Annotated in this window: 12 protein-coding genes and 4 tRNA genes; all 16 read left to right on the forward strand. The window is 56.0% G+C overall.

Features of this window, described 5'->3' with window-relative positions; all coding sequences use genetic code 11:
• The first annotated feature begins 17 nt into the window (after positions 1-17).
• Complete coding sequence (gene atpG / locus PHX60_RS01020) at positions 18-893, forward strand: F0F1 ATP synthase subunit gamma (protein WP_300073425.1); 876 nt, start codon at positions 18-20, stop codon at positions 891-893.
• A gap of 41 nt (positions 894-934) precedes the next feature.
• Positions 935-2,341 (forward strand): F0F1 ATP synthase subunit beta, encoded by a 1,407-nt coding sequence (gene atpD / locus PHX60_RS01025; RefSeq protein ID WP_300073428.1) that lies wholly within the window; start codon positions 935-937, stop codon positions 2,339-2,341.
• A 76-nt stretch (positions 2,342-2,417) separates the two neighbouring features.
• The gene (locus PHX60_RS01030) at positions 2,418-2,837 is read left to right on the forward strand and encodes a F0F1 ATP synthase subunit epsilon (RefSeq protein WP_300073430.1); all 420 of its coding nucleotides are present in this window, start codon (positions 2,418-2,420) and stop codon (positions 2,835-2,837) included.
• 133 nt (positions 2,838-2,970) lie between these two features.
• Positions 2,971-3,056, forward strand: a tRNA-Tyr gene (locus PHX60_RS01035).
• Positions 3,057-3,085: 29 nt separating this feature from the next.
• Positions 3,086-3,159, forward strand: a tRNA-Gly gene (locus tag PHX60_RS01040).
• A 42-nt stretch (positions 3,160-3,201) separates the two neighbouring features.
• Positions 3,202-3,276, forward strand: a tRNA-Thr gene (locus tag PHX60_RS01045).
• A gap of 71 nt (positions 3,277-3,347) precedes the next feature.
• A complete protein-coding gene (gene tuf, locus PHX60_RS01050; protein ID WP_300073339.1) occupies positions 3,348-4,538 on the forward strand; it encodes an elongation factor Tu in 1,191 nt (396 codons plus the stop codon).
• 10 nt (positions 4,539-4,548) lie between these two features.
• Positions 4,549-4,624 (forward strand) — tRNA-Trp (locus tag PHX60_RS01055).
• An 80-nt stretch (positions 4,625-4,704) separates the two neighbouring features.
• Complete coding sequence (secE, locus tag PHX60_RS01060) at positions 4,705-5,088, forward strand: preprotein translocase subunit SecE (protein WP_300073432.1); 384 nt, start codon at positions 4,705-4,707, stop codon at positions 5,086-5,088.
• Complete coding sequence (gene nusG / locus PHX60_RS01065; RefSeq protein ID WP_300073435.1) at positions 5,089-5,682, forward strand: transcription termination/antitermination protein NusG; 594 nt, start codon at positions 5,089-5,091, stop codon at positions 5,680-5,682.
• 117 nt (positions 5,683-5,799) lie between these two features.
• Positions 5,800-6,231 carry a 50S ribosomal protein L11 gene (gene rplK / locus PHX60_RS01070; protein WP_300073438.1) on the forward strand — a complete coding sequence of 144 codons (432 nt, stop codon included), beginning with the start codon at positions 5,800-5,802 and terminating at the stop codon, positions 6,229-6,231.
• Positions 6,232-6,927, forward strand: coding sequence for a 50S ribosomal protein L1 (rplA, locus tag PHX60_RS01075; RefSeq protein WP_300073441.1), 696 nt, complete (start codon positions 6,232-6,234; stop codon positions 6,925-6,927).
• Positions 6,928-7,163: 236 nt separating this feature from the next.
• Complete coding sequence (gene rplJ / locus PHX60_RS01080) at positions 7,164-7,697, forward strand: 50S ribosomal protein L10 (RefSeq protein ID WP_300073444.1); 534 nt, start codon at positions 7,164-7,166, stop codon at positions 7,695-7,697.
• 42 nt (positions 7,698-7,739) lie between these two features.
• A complete protein-coding gene (gene rplL / locus PHX60_RS01085; RefSeq protein WP_300073447.1) occupies positions 7,740-8,114 on the forward strand; it encodes a 50S ribosomal protein L7/L12 in 375 nt (124 codons plus the stop codon).
• Positions 8,115-8,386: 272 nt separating this feature from the next.
• A complete protein-coding gene (gene rpoB / locus PHX60_RS01090) occupies positions 8,387-12,499 on the forward strand; it encodes a DNA-directed RNA polymerase subunit beta (RefSeq protein ID WP_300073450.1) in 4,113 nt (1,370 codons plus the stop codon).
• Between the two features lie 20 nt (positions 12,500-12,519).
• Positions 12,520-16,743, forward strand: a complete 4,224-nt coding sequence (gene rpoC, locus PHX60_RS01095) for a DNA-directed RNA polymerase subunit beta' (protein WP_300073454.1) — start codon at positions 12,520-12,522, stop codon at positions 16,741-16,743.
• The last annotated feature ends 117 nt before the right edge of the window (positions 16,744-16,860 follow it).

The raw sequence follows: 16,860 nt of genomic DNA on the forward strand, positions 1-16,860 counted from the left end.
CCGGACGAGGAACCATCATGGCAGCAGGCAAGGAAATACGCGGCAAGATCAAGTCGGTAGAAAATACCAAAAAGATCACCAAAGCGATGGAAATGGTGGCAGCATCCAAAATGCGTAAAGCGCAAGAACGGATGCGTGCAGCCCGCCCCTATAGCGAAAAAATCCGCAATATTGCAGCCCATCTCAGCCAAGCCAACCCAGAGTACACGCACCCGTTCATGCAAGTGAACGATGCGAAGGTGGCCGGTTTGATTGTCGTCACCACCGACAAAGGTTTGTGTGGCGGCATGAACACCAACGTGCTGCGTGCAGTCACCAACAAGCTGCGCGATATGCAGACTGCGGGTGTTTCTGCCGAAGCCGTGGCTATCGGCAACAAAGGGCTGGGCTTTCTGAACCGTGTCGGTGCCAAGGTGGTTTCTCAGGCTATCGGTTTGGGAGACACACCTCACCTCGACAAGCTGATTGGCCCCATCAAGGTGCTGCTCGACGCATACGCTGAAGGCAAGATCAACGCGGTGTACCTGTGCTACACCAAGTTCATCAACACCATGAAGCAAGAGTCGATTGTGGAGCAGTTGCTACCTTTGTCGTCCGAATCTATTCAGACAGAGGGCAAGGCAGCCAGCGCCCACGGTTGGGATTACATCTACGAACCCGATGCACAGAGCGTCATTGACGATCTGCTGGTTCGCTATGTGGAGTCGTTGATCTACCAAGCCGTAGCCGAGAACATGGCATCCGAGCAATCGGCGCGCATGGTGGCCATGAAGGCAGCTACAGACAACGCTGGCACCGTCATTAATGACTTGAAGCTGGTCTATAACAAAACGCGTCAAGCAGCGATCACCAAGGAATTGTCCGAGATCGTTGCCGGTGCGGCTGCCGTCTGATCCGCGACGCCGTCACGGTTTAAAAATTTTTGGAGCAAAAAATGGCTCAAGTTCAAGGAAAAATCGTTCAGTGTATCGGCGCGGTGGTCGACGTTGAGTTCCCCCGTGACCGTATGCCCAAGGTCTACGACGCGCTCAAGCTCGAAGGCTCTGCACTGACTCTGGAAGTTCAGCAACAATTGGGCGATGGCATCGTCCGTACCATTGCGTTGGGTTCATCCGATGGTTTGCGCCGTGGCCTGATGGTCAGCAACACCGCTGCCCCCATCACCGTGCCTGTGGGCAAGGCCACTTTGGGTCGTATCATGGACGTGCTGGGCACGCCGATTGACGAGCGCGGTCCGGTCAGCCAAGAGCTGACGGCCTCCATCCACCGCAAGGCTCCTGCTTACGACGAACTGTCACCCTCGCAAGAGCTACTGGAAACCGGTATCAAGGTGATTGACTTGGTTTGCCCGTTTGCTAAGGGCGGTAAGGTCGGTCTGTTCGGTGGTGCCGGTGTGGGCAAGACCGTGAACATGATGGAACTCATCAACAACATCGCCAAGGCCCACAGTGGTCTGTCGGTGTTCGCTGGTGTGGGCGAGCGTACCCGCGAAGGGAACGATTTCTACCACGAAATGGCCGATTCTGGCGTGGTGAACCTGGAAAACTTGGGTGAATCCAAGGTTGCTATGGTGTACGGCCAGATGAACGAGCCTCCAGGCAACCGTTTGCGCGTCGCTCTGACCGGTCTGACCATCGCCGAATCCTTCCGTGACGAAGGCCGTGACGTGCTGTTCTTCGTGGACAACATCTACCGTTACACCTTGGCCGGTACCGAAGTATCCGCGCTGCTGGGTCGTATGCCTTCTGCTGTGGGTTACCAACCTACGCTGGCCGAAGAAATGGGCCGCCTGCAAGAGCGCATCACCTCCACCAAGGTCGGCTCCATCACGTCCATTCAGGCCGTGTACGTGCCAGCGGATGACTTGACTGACCCCTCGCCTGCTACCACCTTCGCCCACTTGGATTCCACCGTGGTGCTGTCGCGTGATATTGCTGCGCTGGGTATCTACCCCGCCGTGGATCCGCTGGACTCTACTAGCCGTCAGTTGGACCCCCAAGTGGTGGGTGAAGAGCACTATACTGTGGCCCGTGGCGTGCAAAACACGCTGCAACGCTACAAGGAATTGCGCGACATCATCGCCATTCTGGGTATGGACGAACTGGCCCCTGAAGACAAGCTCACAGTGGCCCGTGCGCGTAAAATCCAGCGTTTCCTGTCGCAACCGTTCCACGTGGCCGAAGTGTTTACCGGTTCGCCCGGCAAGTACGTTTCGCTGGCCGAAACCATCCGTGGTTTCAAGATGATTGTCAATGGCGAGTGCGATCACCTGCCCGAACAAGCCTTCTACATGGTCGGTACCATCGACGAAGCCTTCGAGAAAGCCAAGAAGATGGCCTAAAGTGGTTTGCTGGGCAAGCACTTGCCCGGCGCTCACCGCTTAAAAGCCCTTTTTGCAGACTTCCAAAGGAATCCAGATGGCCAACACCCTACATGTCGACGTTGTCAGTGCCGAAGAGTCCATCTTTTCCGGACAGGCACTTTTTGTCGCATTGCCCGGCGAAGCTGGCGAATTGGGCGTTTATCCACGCCATACGCCGCTGATTACCCGCATCAAGCCTGGTTCGGTGCGTATTGAGATGGCCGATGGCAGCGAAGAATTTGTCTTTGTCGCCGGTGGCATCCTCGAAATCCAACCCGATCGCGTCACGGTGCTATCCGACACCGCAGTACGTGGCAAAGACCTTGACGACGAAAAAGCCAACGAGGCCAAAGCAGCCGCTGAAGAAGCACTGAAAAACGCCAAGAGCGAAATTGATTTGGCACGCGCCCAGTCTGAGCTGGCCATCATGGCAGCGCAGATTGCCGCTTTGCGTAAATTCCGCGAAAAGCGTTGATGTTTATAGGTCTTTCGGCCTGTACGCACCTCCCCAAAGCCGCCTATTCAGGCGGTTTTTTTATGATTTTTCTAAATTTGCGATTAAGTTGGCAGATGGCGAAAAAAAGCTGTGCTACAATTCGAGTCTCTACGGAGGAGTGCCCGAGTGGCTAAAGGGGGCAGACTGTAAATCTGTTGGCTTACGCCTACGCTGGTTCGAATCCAGCCTCCTCCACCAAATATACGCTAGACCGCTAGTGCGGTTGTGCGGGAGTAGTTCAATGGTAGAACCCTAGCCTTCCAAGCTAATGACGCGGGTTCGATTCCCGTCTCCCGCTCCATGTGTTGTGTTAGATAATAAAGCAAAGTTTCAGGCTTTGTTTGCCCTTGTGGCTCAGTGGTAGAGCACTCCCTTGGTAAGGGAGAGGTCGCGGGTCCGATTCCCGCCAAGGGCACCAAATTCTTGGTGTATTCGTACATCATATAAAAATCCTGTCGTGTTGTTGTAATTTTTTTCGGAGTCGAAAAAATGGCAAAAGGTAAGTTTGAACGCACCAAGCCCCACGTCAACGTGGGCACCATCGGTCACGTGGACCACGGCAAGACAACCCTGACGGCAGCCATTGCTACCGTGTTGTCGGCCAAGTTTGGCGGCGAAGCCAAGGCTTACGACCAAATCGACGCAGCCCCCGAAGAAAAGGCACGCGGCATCACCATCAACACCGCCCACGTTGAGTACGAAACCTCTGGCCGCCACTACGCCCACGTGGACTGCCCCGGTCACGCCGACTACGTCAAGAACATGATTACCGGCGCAGCCCAAATGGACGGCGCTATCTTGGTTTGTTCCGCCGCTGACGGCCCCATGCCCCAAACCCGCGAACACATCCTGTTGGCCCGCCAAGTGGGCGTGCCTTACATCATCGTCTTCCTGAACAAGTGCGACATGGTAGACGACGAAGAGTTGCTCGAACTGGTCGAAATGGAAGTGCGCGAGTTGTTGGACAAATACAACTTCCCCGGCGACGATACCCCCATCATCCGTGGTTCCGCCAAGCTGGCCTTGGAAGGCGACAAGGGTCCTCTGGGTGAAGAAGCCATCATGAAGCTGGCCGAAGCCCTGGACACCTACATCCCCACGCCCGAGCGCGCTGTCGATGGCGCTTTCCTGATGCCCGTAGAAGACGTGTTCTCCATCTCTGGCCGTGGCACCGTGGTGACTGGCCGTATCGAGCGCGGCGTGGTGAAAGTCGGCGAAGAAATCGAAATCGTGGGTATCCGCGACACCGTCAAGACCACCTGCACCGGCGTGGAAATGTTCCGCAAGCTGCTCGACCAAGGTCAAGCAGGCGACAACGTTGGTTTGTTGCTGCGCGGCACCAAGCGCGAAGATGTCGAGCGCGGCCAAGTGCTGTGCAAGCCCGGTTCTATCAAGCCCCACACCCACTTCACCGCTGAAGTGTACGTGTTGAGCAAGGACGAAGGCGGCCGCCACACCCCCTTCTTCAACAACTACCGTCCCCAGTTCTACTTCCGTACCACGGACGTGACCGGTGCCATCGAACTGCCCGAAGGCAAAGAAATGGTGATGCCTGGCGATAACGTGTCGATCACCGTCAAGCTGATCAACCCCATCGCGATGGAAGAAGGTCTGCGTTTCGCTATCCGCGAAGGTGGCCGTACCGTCGGTGCTGGCGTGGTTGCCAAAATCATTGCCTAATTTTCTTTAAAGGGGTATAGCTCAATTGGCAGAGCGTCGGTCTCCAAAACCGAAGGTTGTAGGTTCGATTCCTACTGCCCCTGCCACCTAAGAATGGCAAAAATCAAGCCCGCCAGTCTCTGGCGGGCTTCGCTGTCTGCAATGGCGTAGCGATACAGGACAAAGAATGACTACTTCGCAGGTTGAAACAGTGAACACCGGTGCAGACAAGGCCAAACTGGCTGCTGTGGCTGTATTGGTGGTTGCCGCTGTGGCTGCTTTTTACGCCTTGGGTAAGCAAGGCCCGTTGGTGCAGTGGGCCGCCTTGTTGGTCGGTTTGGTGGCTGCCGTGGCTGTGTTTTTGATTTCGGAGCCTGGACGTCAATTTACCGCCTTTGGGCGTGACGCTTGGCGTGAAGCCAAAAAAGTGGTTTGGCCCTCCCGCAAGGAGGCCGTGCAAATGACCCTGTATGTGTTTGGTTTTGTGGTAGTCATGGCACTGTTTTTGTGGCTGACGGACAAAACTTTGGAATGGGTGTTTTATGACCTTATTCTTGGTTGGAGAAAGTAAATGACAGCTTCCGTTGAAGTGGAACCCTCGGCTGCGTCGGCTGTTGCTTCGTCCCAGCACCCTGATTTGCGTTGGTATATTGTCCATGCCTACTCGGGCATGGAAAAGGCCGTAGAGCGCAACATTGCTGAACGTGTGGTGCGTTCTGGCATGACAGCTAAGTTTGGCCGGGTGTTGGTTCCGACCGAAGAAGTCGTCGAAATGAAGAACGGCCAGCGCAAAACCACTGAGCGCCGTCTTTTTCCGGGCTATGTCTTTGTTGAGATGGTCATGGACGACGAAACTTGGCATTTGGTCAAACATACCAGCAAAGTCACTGGCTTTGTCGGTGGGGCCAAAAATCGCCCTGCGCCCATTTCTGAAGACGAAGTGCAAAAAATCGTCAATCAAATGCAAGAAGGTACTGACAAGCCACGCCACAAAGTCGAATTTATGGTGGGCGAGTTGGTGCGCGTCAAAGAAGGTCCGTTCACCGATTTCAATGGCTCGGTGGAAGATGTCAATTACGAGAAGAGTCGTGTCCGGGTATCGGTCATGATTTTTGGTCGCTCTACCCCGGTGGAGTTGGAATTTAGCCAAGTAGAAAAGACCTGATCTTTTTTTCTGGCGTGGTTGTTGGCACTTCCCGACTCAGTGCCTGGTTGATAAATCGAGTCGTTAACCCCGGGGAGCCTGCGTCATTCGCTGGGCGTTTACCCGCAAGGAGTCATCATGGCGAAAAAAATCGTCGGCTTCATCAAGCTGCAAGTGCCAGCTGGTAAAGCCAATCCATCCCCACCCATTGGTCCCGCTTTGGGCCAACGCGGTCTCAACATCATGGAATTCTGCAAGGCATTTAATGCCCAGACCCAAGGTGTAGAGCCAGGTCTGCCACTGCCCGTGGTGATTACCGCCTTTGCTGACAAGAGCTTCACCTTCATCATCAAGACGCCTCCAGCGACTGTGTTGATCAAGAAAGCCATCAAGCTGGACAAGGGTTCGCCCAATCCTCTGAGCACCAAGGTCGGCAAGATTACCCGCGAACAGCTGGAAGAAATCGCCAAGACCAAGATGAAAGACATGAACGCCGCCAGCTTGGATGCTGCTGTGCGTACAATTGCTGGTTCTGCTCGCTCGATGGGCGTGGCTGTGGAGGGTGTGTAAATGGCCAAGTTGACCAAGAAACAAAAAGCCCTGCAAGGCAAGGTTGATAGCACCAAGCTGTATCCTATCGCTGAAGCGCTGGTGATTGTCAAAGAAGCTGCCACAGCCAAGTTCGATGAGTCCATCGACGTGGCCGTGCAACTGGGCGTAGATGCCAAAAAATCGGACCAAGTGGTGCGTGGCGCTGTCGTGCTGCCCAATGGTACTGGCAAGACCACCCGCGTGGCCGTGTTTGCCCAAGGTGCCAAGGCTGAAGAAGCCAAGGCCGCTGGTGCAGATATCGTTGGTATGGACGACTTGGCCGCGATGGTCAAGGCCGGTGATATGCCTTTCGACATCGTGATTGCTGCCCCCGACGCGATGCGTGTGGTCGGTACTTTGGGTCAAATTTTGGGCCCACGTGGCCTGATGCCTAACCCCAAGGTTGGCACCGTGACGCCCGATGTAGCCACTGCCGTGAAAAACGCCAAGGCTGGTCAGGTGCAGTTCCGTGTGGACAAGGCCGGTATTATCCACAGCACCATTGGTCGTCGTTCGTTTGGCGATGACAAGCTGCAAGGCAACTTGGCTGCCCTGATTGAAGCGCTGAACAAGGCCAAGCCTGCTACCAGCAAGGGCTTGTACCTGCGTAAGGTGGCTGTGTCTTCCACGATGGGCTTGGGTGTCCGCGTGGATACGCAATCCATCGCAGCGTAATTGCAAAAAATCGTTGGGCTGCTTGCAAAGGCAGCCTGATGTGGTGGGCTGTGGTTTGGCAACAAGCCGCAGGCTATCCAAGACCGTTGGTGTGTCTGTCACAGGGCACTTAAATCCATAAGCCAACGCAGATGGCGATCCCGCTGCAGATGGAATTTTTCCGAAACAGTTGGTCGCTGCAACAAGAGCGTGGGTTAGGGCCTTGTGTCCGAACCCCACAATTTAAGGAGTAGACCTTGAGTCTTAATCGCAGTGAGAAAGAAGCGGTCATCAACGAAGTGACCAGCCTCGCCGCTAAAGCTCAAACGCTGGTGATTGCGGAATACCGTGGCATCACGGTGGCTGACATGACCAAACTGCGCGTCGATGCCCGCAGCAAAGGCGTGACCCTGAATGTTCTGAAGAACACTCTGGCTCGCCGTGCTGTGGCCGGTAGCGGTTTTGACGTGCTGGCTGACCAGATGACTGGTCCGCTGATCTATGGCTTCTCTGAAGACGCAGTGGCTGCCGCCAAGGTGGTGGCCGACTTCGCGAAAACCAATGACAAGTTGGTGATTCGCGGTGGCGCGTTTGCAGGCAAGGCCCTGGATGTCAACGGTGTGAAGCAACTGGCCAACATCCCTTCCAAGGAAGTGTTGCTGGCACAGCTGTTGGGCTTGATGCAATCCCCCATCTCCCGTACAGCCCGCGTGTTGGCTGCACTGGCAGAGCAACGTGGCGCTGGCGCAGCAGAAGCTGCACCCGCAGAGGCAGAGGCTGTGGCAGCGTAATTGCGGCCAGCCTGTAGTAAGCAATATTGTTAGGAAATCAAAATGGCATTCGATAAAGACGCATTTTTGACCGCGCTGGACAGCATGACGGTTCTGGAACTCAATGACCTGGTCAAGGCCATTGAAGAGAAGTTTGGCGTGAGCGCTGCCGCTATGGCCGCTCCTGCTGCTGGCGGCGGTGCCGCTGCTGCTGCCGTTGAAGAGCAAACCGAATTCAACGTCATCCTGCTTGAAGCTGGTGCCAACAAGGTGTCCGTGATCAAGGCCGTGCGTGAAATCACCGGTCTGGGTCTGAAGGAAGCCAAGGACGTCGTGGACGGCGCTCCTAAGGCGGTCAAGGAAGGCCTGTCTAAGGCTGACGCTGAAGCCGCTAAGAAGAAGCTGGAAGAAGCTGGCGCTAAGGTTGAACTGAAGTAATTCAGGTGCTTTCTGGGCTGGGGCTCTCGTGCAGAGGCCCCAGCCTTTGGTGCTTATGGAGTTCTCTTCAGAGAACACCAAAAAATAGCCAAAAATAGCTATTTTTTAGTGTCTTCTGACCACCCGACCGCAGAAGATGCCTTGGTGCGGGCGATGTGCAAGGCATCGCCGTCCGCCATGGTTGGTAGTGGCCAACCGCCAAGCCCGCAGGGTGTGCTGCCCACGGGTCCGTCGTCGCAGACCCTGGACTCAAGTTTTTTCCCGGAGATCTCATGGCCTATTCCTACACCGAACGCAAGCGAATTCGCAAAAGTTTCGGCAGCCGCGACAGCGTGCTGGAGGTTCCTTATTTGCTACAAATGCAAAAAGATGCGTACACCGCCTTTTTGCAAGCAGATGTGCCGCCCAAAAAGCGTACCACCGAAGGGCTGCAGGCAGCATTCAATGCCGCTTTCCCGATTGTGTCGCACAATGGTTTTGTCGAGATGAAATTTCTCGAATACAACCTGGCCAAACCGGCCTTTGATGTGCGCGAATGCCAGACCCGTGGTTTGACTTTTGCCTCGGCTGTGCGCGCCAAAGTGCAGCTCATCATTTATGACCGCGAGTCTTCGACTTCCCAGTCGAAAGTGGTCAAGGAAGTGAAAGAGCAAGAAGTGTATATGGGCGAAGTGCCGCTCATGACCACCAAAGGCTCGTTCATTATCAACGGCACGGAGCGCGTGATTGTGTCGCAGTTGCACCGCTCGCCCGGTGTGTTCTTTGAACACGACAAGGGCAAGACGCACAGCTCGGGCAAGCTGCTGTTCTCGGCCCGCATTATTCCTTACCGTGGTTCGTGGCTCGATTTTGAGTTTGACCCGAAAGACATTCTCTATTTCCGCGTGGACCGTCGCCGCAAGATGCCGGTCACGACGCTGCTCAAGGCGATTGGCCTGAATCCTGAGTCGATTTTGGCCAACTTCTTTGTCAACGACAACTTCCGTCTGATGGACAACGGTGCCCAGATGGAATACGTGGCCGAACGCCTGCGTGGCGAAGTGGCCCGTTTTGACATCACCGACAAATCTGGCAAGGTGGTGGTGGCCAAAGACAAGCGCGTCACGGCTCGCCATACGCGCGATTTAGAGCAATCGGGCACGACCCACATCACCGTACCCGAAGATTTCTTGTTGGGCCGCGTGGTAGCCCGTGCGGTGGTGGACCCAGACACCGGCGAAATTCTGGCCAAGGCCAACGAAGAGCTGACCGAAGCCTTGCTGAAGAAGCTGCGCTCCTCGGGGGTGCGCGATTTGCAGTGCATCTATACCAACGAGCTAGACCAAGGCGCTTACATCAGCCAGACTCTGCGGATTGATGAAACCACCGACGAGTTCCAAGCCCGTGTCGCCATTTACCGCATGATGCGCCCCGGCGAGCCGCCGACGGAAGATGCGGTGCAAGCCTTGTTCCAGCGTTTGTTCTACAACCCCGACACTTACGATTTGTCGCGCGTTGGCCGTATGAAGTTCAATGCCAAGGTAGGCATGGAAGGCTCTACCGGCCCGATGGTCTTGACCAACGAGGACATCTTGGCTGTGGTCAAGATTTTGGTGGACTTGCGTAATGGCAAGGGCGAAGTGGACGATATTGACCACTTGGGCAACCGCCGCGTGCGTTGCGTGGGTGAACTGGCCGAGAACCAGTACCGCACCGGCTTGGCGCGCATTGAGAAGGCCGTGAAGGAGCGTTTGGGTCAAGCGGAGCAAGACCCGCTGATGCCGCACGACCTGATTAACTCCAAGCCGATTTCTGCCGCGCTGAAAGAGTTCTTCGGTGCTTCGCAGTTGTCGCAGTTCATGGACCAAACCAACCCGCTGGCCGAAATCACGCACAAGCGCCGCGTTTCGGCCCTTGGCCCGGGTGGTTTGACGCGCGAGCGGGCGGGCTTTGAAGTGCGTGACGTGCACGTGACCCACTACGGTCGTGTTTGCCCTATTGAAACGCCTGAAGGCCCGAACATTGGTCTGATTAACTCGCTGGCCTTGTACGCCCGCTTGAACGAATACGGCTTTATCGAAACCCCCTACCGCCGCGTGGTCGATGGTAAGGTAACGATGGACATCGACTACCTGTCTGCCATTGAAGAAGGCAAGTACGTCATCGCCCAAGCCAACGCCACTCTCGACAAAGAAGGTCGCCTGACCGGTGAGCTGGTGTCGGCGCGTGAAAAGGGTGAATCCATCCTTTGCGGTGCCGAGCGCATCCAGTACATGGACGTGTCGCCCGCGCAGATTGTGTCGGTGGCGGCCTCTTTGGTGCCGTTCCTAGAGCACGATGATGCCAACCGCGCTTTGATGGGTGCCAACATGTCGCGCCAAGCGGTGCCGGTGTTGCGCCCAGAAAAACCAATGGTCGGTACCGGCATTGAACGCGTGGCTGCGGTCGATTCGGGCACCGTGGTGACGGCCAGCCGGGGCGGTGTGGTGGACTATGTCGATGCAACCCGCATTGTGATTCGCGTCAACGACGATGAAGCCGTGGCCGGTGAAGTGGGTGTGGATATCTACAACCTCATCAAGTACCAGCGTTCCAACCAAAACACCAACATCCACCAACGCCCCATCGTCAAGCGTGGTGATGTGTTGGCCAAGGGTGATGTGATTGCCGACGGCGCTTCTACCGATTTGGGCGAAATCGCCATCGGCCAGAACATGCTGATTGCCTTCATGCCCTGGAACGGCTACAACTTCGAAGACTCGATTTTGATTTCTGAGCGCGTAGTGGCCGAAGACCGCTACACCTCGATTCACATCGAAGAACTGGTGGTGATGGCGCGCGATACCAAGTTGGGCGCAGAAGAAATCACCCGCGACATTCCGAACCTGTCGGAACAGCAACTGAACCGTTTGGACGAGTCTGGCATCATCTACGTGGGTGCCGAAGTGCAGCCCGGCGATACGCTGGTCGGTAAGGTGACACCCAAGGGTGAAACCACGCTCACGCCCGAAGAAAAGCTGTTGCGCGCCATCTTTGGCGAAAAAGCCAGCGACGTGAAAGACACTTCGCTGCGCGTTAGCCAAGGCTCGCAGGGTGTGGTGATTGACGTGCAAGTCTTCACCCGCGAAGGCATCCAACGCGACAAGCGGGCGCAACAAATTATTGACGATGAACTCAAGCGCTACCGTCTGGACTTGAATGACCAGTTGCGTATCGTGGAAGCCGATGCCTTTGACCGTATCGAAAAACTGCTCGATGGCAAGGTCGCCAACGGCGGCCCACAAAAGCTGGCCAAGGGTACCAAAATCGACAAGGCTTATTTGAACTCGGTGGACAAGTTCCACTGGTTTGATATTCGTCCGGCCGATGAAAACGTGGCCGGACAGCTCGAAAGCATCAAGAATGCCTTGGAGCAAACCCGCCACAGCTTCGATTTGTCGTTTGAAGAAAAGCGCAAGAAACTGACCCAAGGCGATGAGCTGCCCGCTGGTGTGCTGAAGATGGTCAAGGTTTATCTGGCTGTTAAGCGCCGCTTGCAGCCCGGTGACAAGATGGCCGGTCGCCACGGTAACAAGGGGGTGGTGTCGAAGATTGTGCCGGTGGAAGACATGCCGCACATGGCCGACGGTACGCCGGTGGACATCGTGCTGAACCCGTTGGGCGTGCCTTCGCGCATGAACATTGGGCAGGTGCTAGAGGTTCACTTGGGCTGGGCTGGTAAGGGCATTGGTCAACGCATTGACGAAATGCTGCGCCAAGATGCCAAGGCCACCGAGATGCGTAAATTTCTCGAAGAGGTTTATAACTCGCGTGGTCGCCAAGAAGATTTGTCGCAACTGACGGATGAACAAATTTTGGCGATGGCAGGCAACCTGACCAGCGGCGTGCCTTATGCCACGCCGGTGTTTGACGGTGCCAACGAGCAGGAAATCAAAGACATGCTCAAGCTGGCCTACCCTGACGAGTTGAAGGCCCGCAAGGGCCTGACCGATGCGCGCACCCAGGCTTACCTGATTGATGGCCGCACGGGCGAGCAATTTGAGCGTCCTACCACCATCGGCTACATGCACTACCTCAAGCTGCACCACTTGGTCGATGACAAGATGCACGCCCGCTCCACTGGCCCGTACTCGCTGGTGACGCAACAGCCCTTGGGCGGTAAGGCCCAGTTTGGTGGTCAGCGTTTTGGTGAAATGGAAGTGTGGGCGCTGGAAGCCTATGGCGCTTCTTATGTGCTGCAAGAAATGCTCACCGTCAAATCCGATGACGTGGTGGGCCGCACCAAGGTGTACGAGAGCATCGTCAAGGGCGAACACGCCATCGAAGCCGGTATGCCCGAATCGTTCAATGTGCTGGTCAAGGAAATTCGTTCCTTGGGCTTGGACATCGAACTGGAACGCTCCTAATTTGAAAGGGAAAGAGTCTTATGAAATCCTTACTCGACCTGTTCAAGCAATTTACACCCGATGAGCATTTCGATGCCATTCGCATCGGCATGGCTTCGCCCGAAAAGATTCGTTCGTGGTCTTTTGGCGAGGTAAAAAAGCCCGAAACCATCAACTACCGCACCTTCAAGCCCGAGCGCGATGGTCTGTTCTGCGCCAAAATTTTTGGCCCGATTAAGGACTATGAATGCCTGTGCGGCAAGTACAAGCGCCTCAAGCACCGTGGCGTGATTTGCGAGAAGTGCGGCGTAGAAGTCACGCAAACCAAGGTGCGCCGCGAGCGCATGGGCCACATTGATTTGGCCGCACCTTGCGCGCATATCTGGTTCCTCAAGTCCTTGCCTTCGCGCTTGGGTATGGTGCTGGACATGACGCTGCGCGACATTGAGCGCGTGCTGTATTTTGAAGCCTATGTCGTCACGGACCCCGGCATGACCCCGCTGAAAAAGTTCAGCATCATGACCGAAGACGACTACGATGCCAAGGTGAAAGAATACGGCGATGAGTTCGTCGCCAAAATGGGCGCCGAAGGCATCAAAGACCTGCTGGAATCCATCGACATCGAAAGCGAAACCGAGCGCCTGCGTGGCGACTTGACCGGCTCCGAAGTCAAGGTGAAAAAGAACGCCAAGCGCCTCAAAGTGCTGGAAGCGTTCAAAAAATCCGGTATTAAGCCCGAGTGGATGGTGCTAGAAGTGCTGCCCGTGCTGCCACCGGACTTGCGTCCGCTGGTGCCACTGGATGGTGGTCGCTTTGCCACCTCCGACTTGAATGATTTGTACCGCCGCGTCATTAACCGCAACAGCCGTCTGCGCCGCCTGCTGGAGCTGAAGGCTCCAGAAATCATCGCGCGCAACGAAAAGCGCATGTTGCAAGAAGCCGTGGACAGCTTGCTGGACAATGGCCGCCGTGGCAAGGCCATGACCGGTGCCAACAAGCGCGCCCTCAAGTCCTTGGCCGACATGATCAAGGGCAAGAGCGGTCGTTTCCGTCAGAACTTGCTGGGTAAGCGCGTGGACTACTCGGGCCGTTCGGTGATTACCGTCGGCCCTACGCTCAAGCTGCACCAGTGCGGCCTGCCCAAGCTGATGGCTTTGGAACTGTTCAAGCCCTTCATTTTTGCCCAGTTGGAGCAGCGTGGCATTGCCACCACCATCAAGGCGGCCAAGAAAGAAGTGGAATCGGGCACACCCGTGGTCTGGGACATCTTGGAAGAGGTGATTAAAGAACACCCCGTAATGCTCAACCGTGCGCCTACGCTGCACCGTTTGGGTATCCAAGCCTTTGAGCCTATCTTGATTGAAGGCAAGGCCATTCAGTTGCACCCGCTGGTCTGCTCGGCTTTTAACGCCGACTTTGACGGTGACCAAATGGCGGTCCACGTACCGTTGTCGGTAGAAGCACAAATGGAAGCCCGCACGCTGATGCTGGCCTCGAACAACGTGCTGTTCCCGGCTTCGGGCGAACCTTCCATTGTGCCCTCGCAAGACGTGGTGCTGGGCCTGTACCACGCCACGCGCGACAAAATCAATGGCAAGGGCGAAGGTTTGGTGTTTGCCGATACCGGCGAAGTACAGCGCGCTTTGGATGCCAGCGAAGTAGAACTCAACACCAAAGTGACGGTGCGCCTGACCCAGTGGACGAAAGACAAAGTCACGGGCGAGTTTGTACCTGCTACCTCTTTGGTGCCTACTACCGTGGGGCGTGCCTTGTTGTCGGAAATTCTGCCCAAGGGTTTGCCGTTTGAGAACATCAACAAGGCGCTGAAGAAGAAAGAAATCTCCAAGCTCATCAACGTCTCGTTCCGCAAGTGCGGCTTGAAAGAAACCGTGGTGTTTGCCGACAAGCTGTTGCAAAACGGTTTCCGCTTGGCCACGCGCGCGGGTATCTCGATTGCGATTGACGACATGTTGGTGCCTGCCGAGAAGTCCAAAATCATCACCCGTGCCGAGGCTGAGGTCAAAGAGATTGCCCAGCAATACGCTTCGGGTTTGGTGACTTCGGGCGAGCGCTACAACAAGGTGGTGGACATCTGGGGCAAGGCCGGTGACGACATCTCCAAGGTGATGATGGACAACCTGAAAAAGGAAAAAACCATCGACCGCCACGGCAACCAAGTCGATCAAGAATCGTTCAACTCGATTTACATGATGGCCGACTCGGGTGCGCGCGGTTCCGCCGCCCAGATTCGCCAGCTCTCGGGTATGCGCGGCCTGATGGCCAAGCCCGATGGCTCCATCATTGAGACCCCTATCACGGCCAACTTCCGTGAAGGGCTGAACGTGTTGCAGTACTTTATCTCCACCCACGGTGCGCGTAAGGGTCTGGCGGATACGGCGCTCAAGACAGCCAACTCGGGTTACCTGACGCGCCGTTTGGTGGACGTAACCCAAGATTTGGTCGTGACCGAAGAGGATTGCGGCACTGCCAATGGCGCTTTGATGCGCGCTATTGTTGAAGGCGGTGAAGTGATTGAATCGCTGCGCGAGCGTATTTTGGGCCGCACCGCCGCTGAAGAAGTGCTGCACCCCGAAACCCGCGCCGTGCTGGTACAACCCGGCCAGATGCTAGAAGAAGACCTGATCGAAGAGCTGGAAGCCGCCGGTGTCGATGAAGTCAAGGTACGCACCGCACTGAACTGCGAAACCCGCTTTGGTCTGTGCGCCAAGTGCTATGGCCGCGATTTGGGCCGTGGTGGCCTGATTAACTTGGGCGAAGCCGTGGGCGTGATTGCCGCCCAGTCTATCGGTGAACCGGGCACGCAGTTGACCATGCGTACCTTCCACATTGGTGGTGCGGCCTCGCGTGCGGCGATTGCCTCCAGCGTCGAAGCCAAGTCCAACGGTATCATTGGCTTTAATGCCACGATGCGCTACGTGACCAACACCAAGGGCGAGTTGGTGGTGATTTCCCGCTCCGGTGAAATCATCATCCAAGACGAACATGGCCGCGAGCGCGAGCGCCACAAGGTGCCTTACGGTGCGATTTTGAGCATCAAGCCGGACCAAACCATCAAGGCCGGCACCATTCTGGCCAATTGGGACCCACTGACCCGCCCCATCATTACCGAGTTTGCCGGTCAAGCCAAGTTCGAGAACGTGGAAGAGGGCCTGACGGTGGCCAAGCAGGTGGACGATGTCACCGGCCTGAGTACGCTGGTGGTGATTGACCCCAAACGCCGTGGCTCCACCAAGGTGGTCAAGCCCCAAGTCAAGCTGATTGATGGCAATGGCAACGAAGTCAAGATTCCGGGCACCGACCACTCCGTGACGATTGGCTTCCAAGTGGGCGCGCTGATTCAGGTGCGCGATGGCCAAGACGTAGGCCCCGGCGAAGTGCTGGCACGTATCCCCATTGAAGGCCAAAAAACCCGCGACATTACCGGCGGTTTGCCACGTGTGGCCGAGTTGTTTGAGGCCCGCACGCCCAAAGACAAGGGTACGCTGGCCGAAGCCACCGGTACCATCTCGTTTGGTAAGGAGACCAAGGGCAAGATTCGCCTGCAAATCACCGACCCAGACGGTAAGGTGTGGGAAGAGCTGATTCCCAAGGAAAAGAACATCTTGGTGCACGAAGGCCAAGTGGTCAACAAGGGCGAGCATATCGTCGATGGCCCGGCCGACCCACAAGATATTTTGCGCCTGCTGGGGATTGAAGAACTCTCGCGCTACATTGTGGATGAAGTGCAGGACGTGTACCGCTTGCAGGGCGTGAAAATCAACGACAAGCACATCGAAGTGATTGTGCGTCAGATGCTGCGCCGCGTGGTAGTCGAGAACTCGGGCGACTCCAACTACATTGCAGGTGAGCAGGTCGAGCGCTCTGAAATTCTCAACACCAATGATGCGCTACAAGCCGAAGGCAAGCTGCCATCGACTTACAGCAATTTGCTGCTGGGTATTACCAAGGCATCGCTGTCCACTGATTCGTTCATCTCGGCGGCTTCTTTCCAAGAAACCACCCGTGTGCTGACCGAAGCGGCCATTATGGGCAAGCGCGACGAGTTGCGCGGCCTGAAAGAAAACGTGATTGTGGGGCGTTTGATTCCTGCGGGTACCGGCATGGCTTACCACCAAGCCCGCAAGGAAAAGGACAAGATGGACGATGCCGAGCGTCGCGCCATTGCCGAAGCCGAAGCGGCAGAAATGGCCAGCTTAGGCATGTCGGACAGTGTCGCCGATACCCATGATGCTGCTGCCGATTAAGCGCTGGCTGTAATCTATAGCGTGTAAAACGGGTTCCCGGTCTGTTGCTTTGGCGACAGACCGGGATTTTTTTCTGGTGCCAAGCTAATGGATGGGCAATGTTGTCTTCGTCGGTTT

This window comes from Giesbergeria sp. (assembly GCF_028686475.1).
GTDB lineage: Bacteria > Pseudomonadota > Gammaproteobacteria > Burkholderiales > Burkholderiaceae_C > Simplicispira.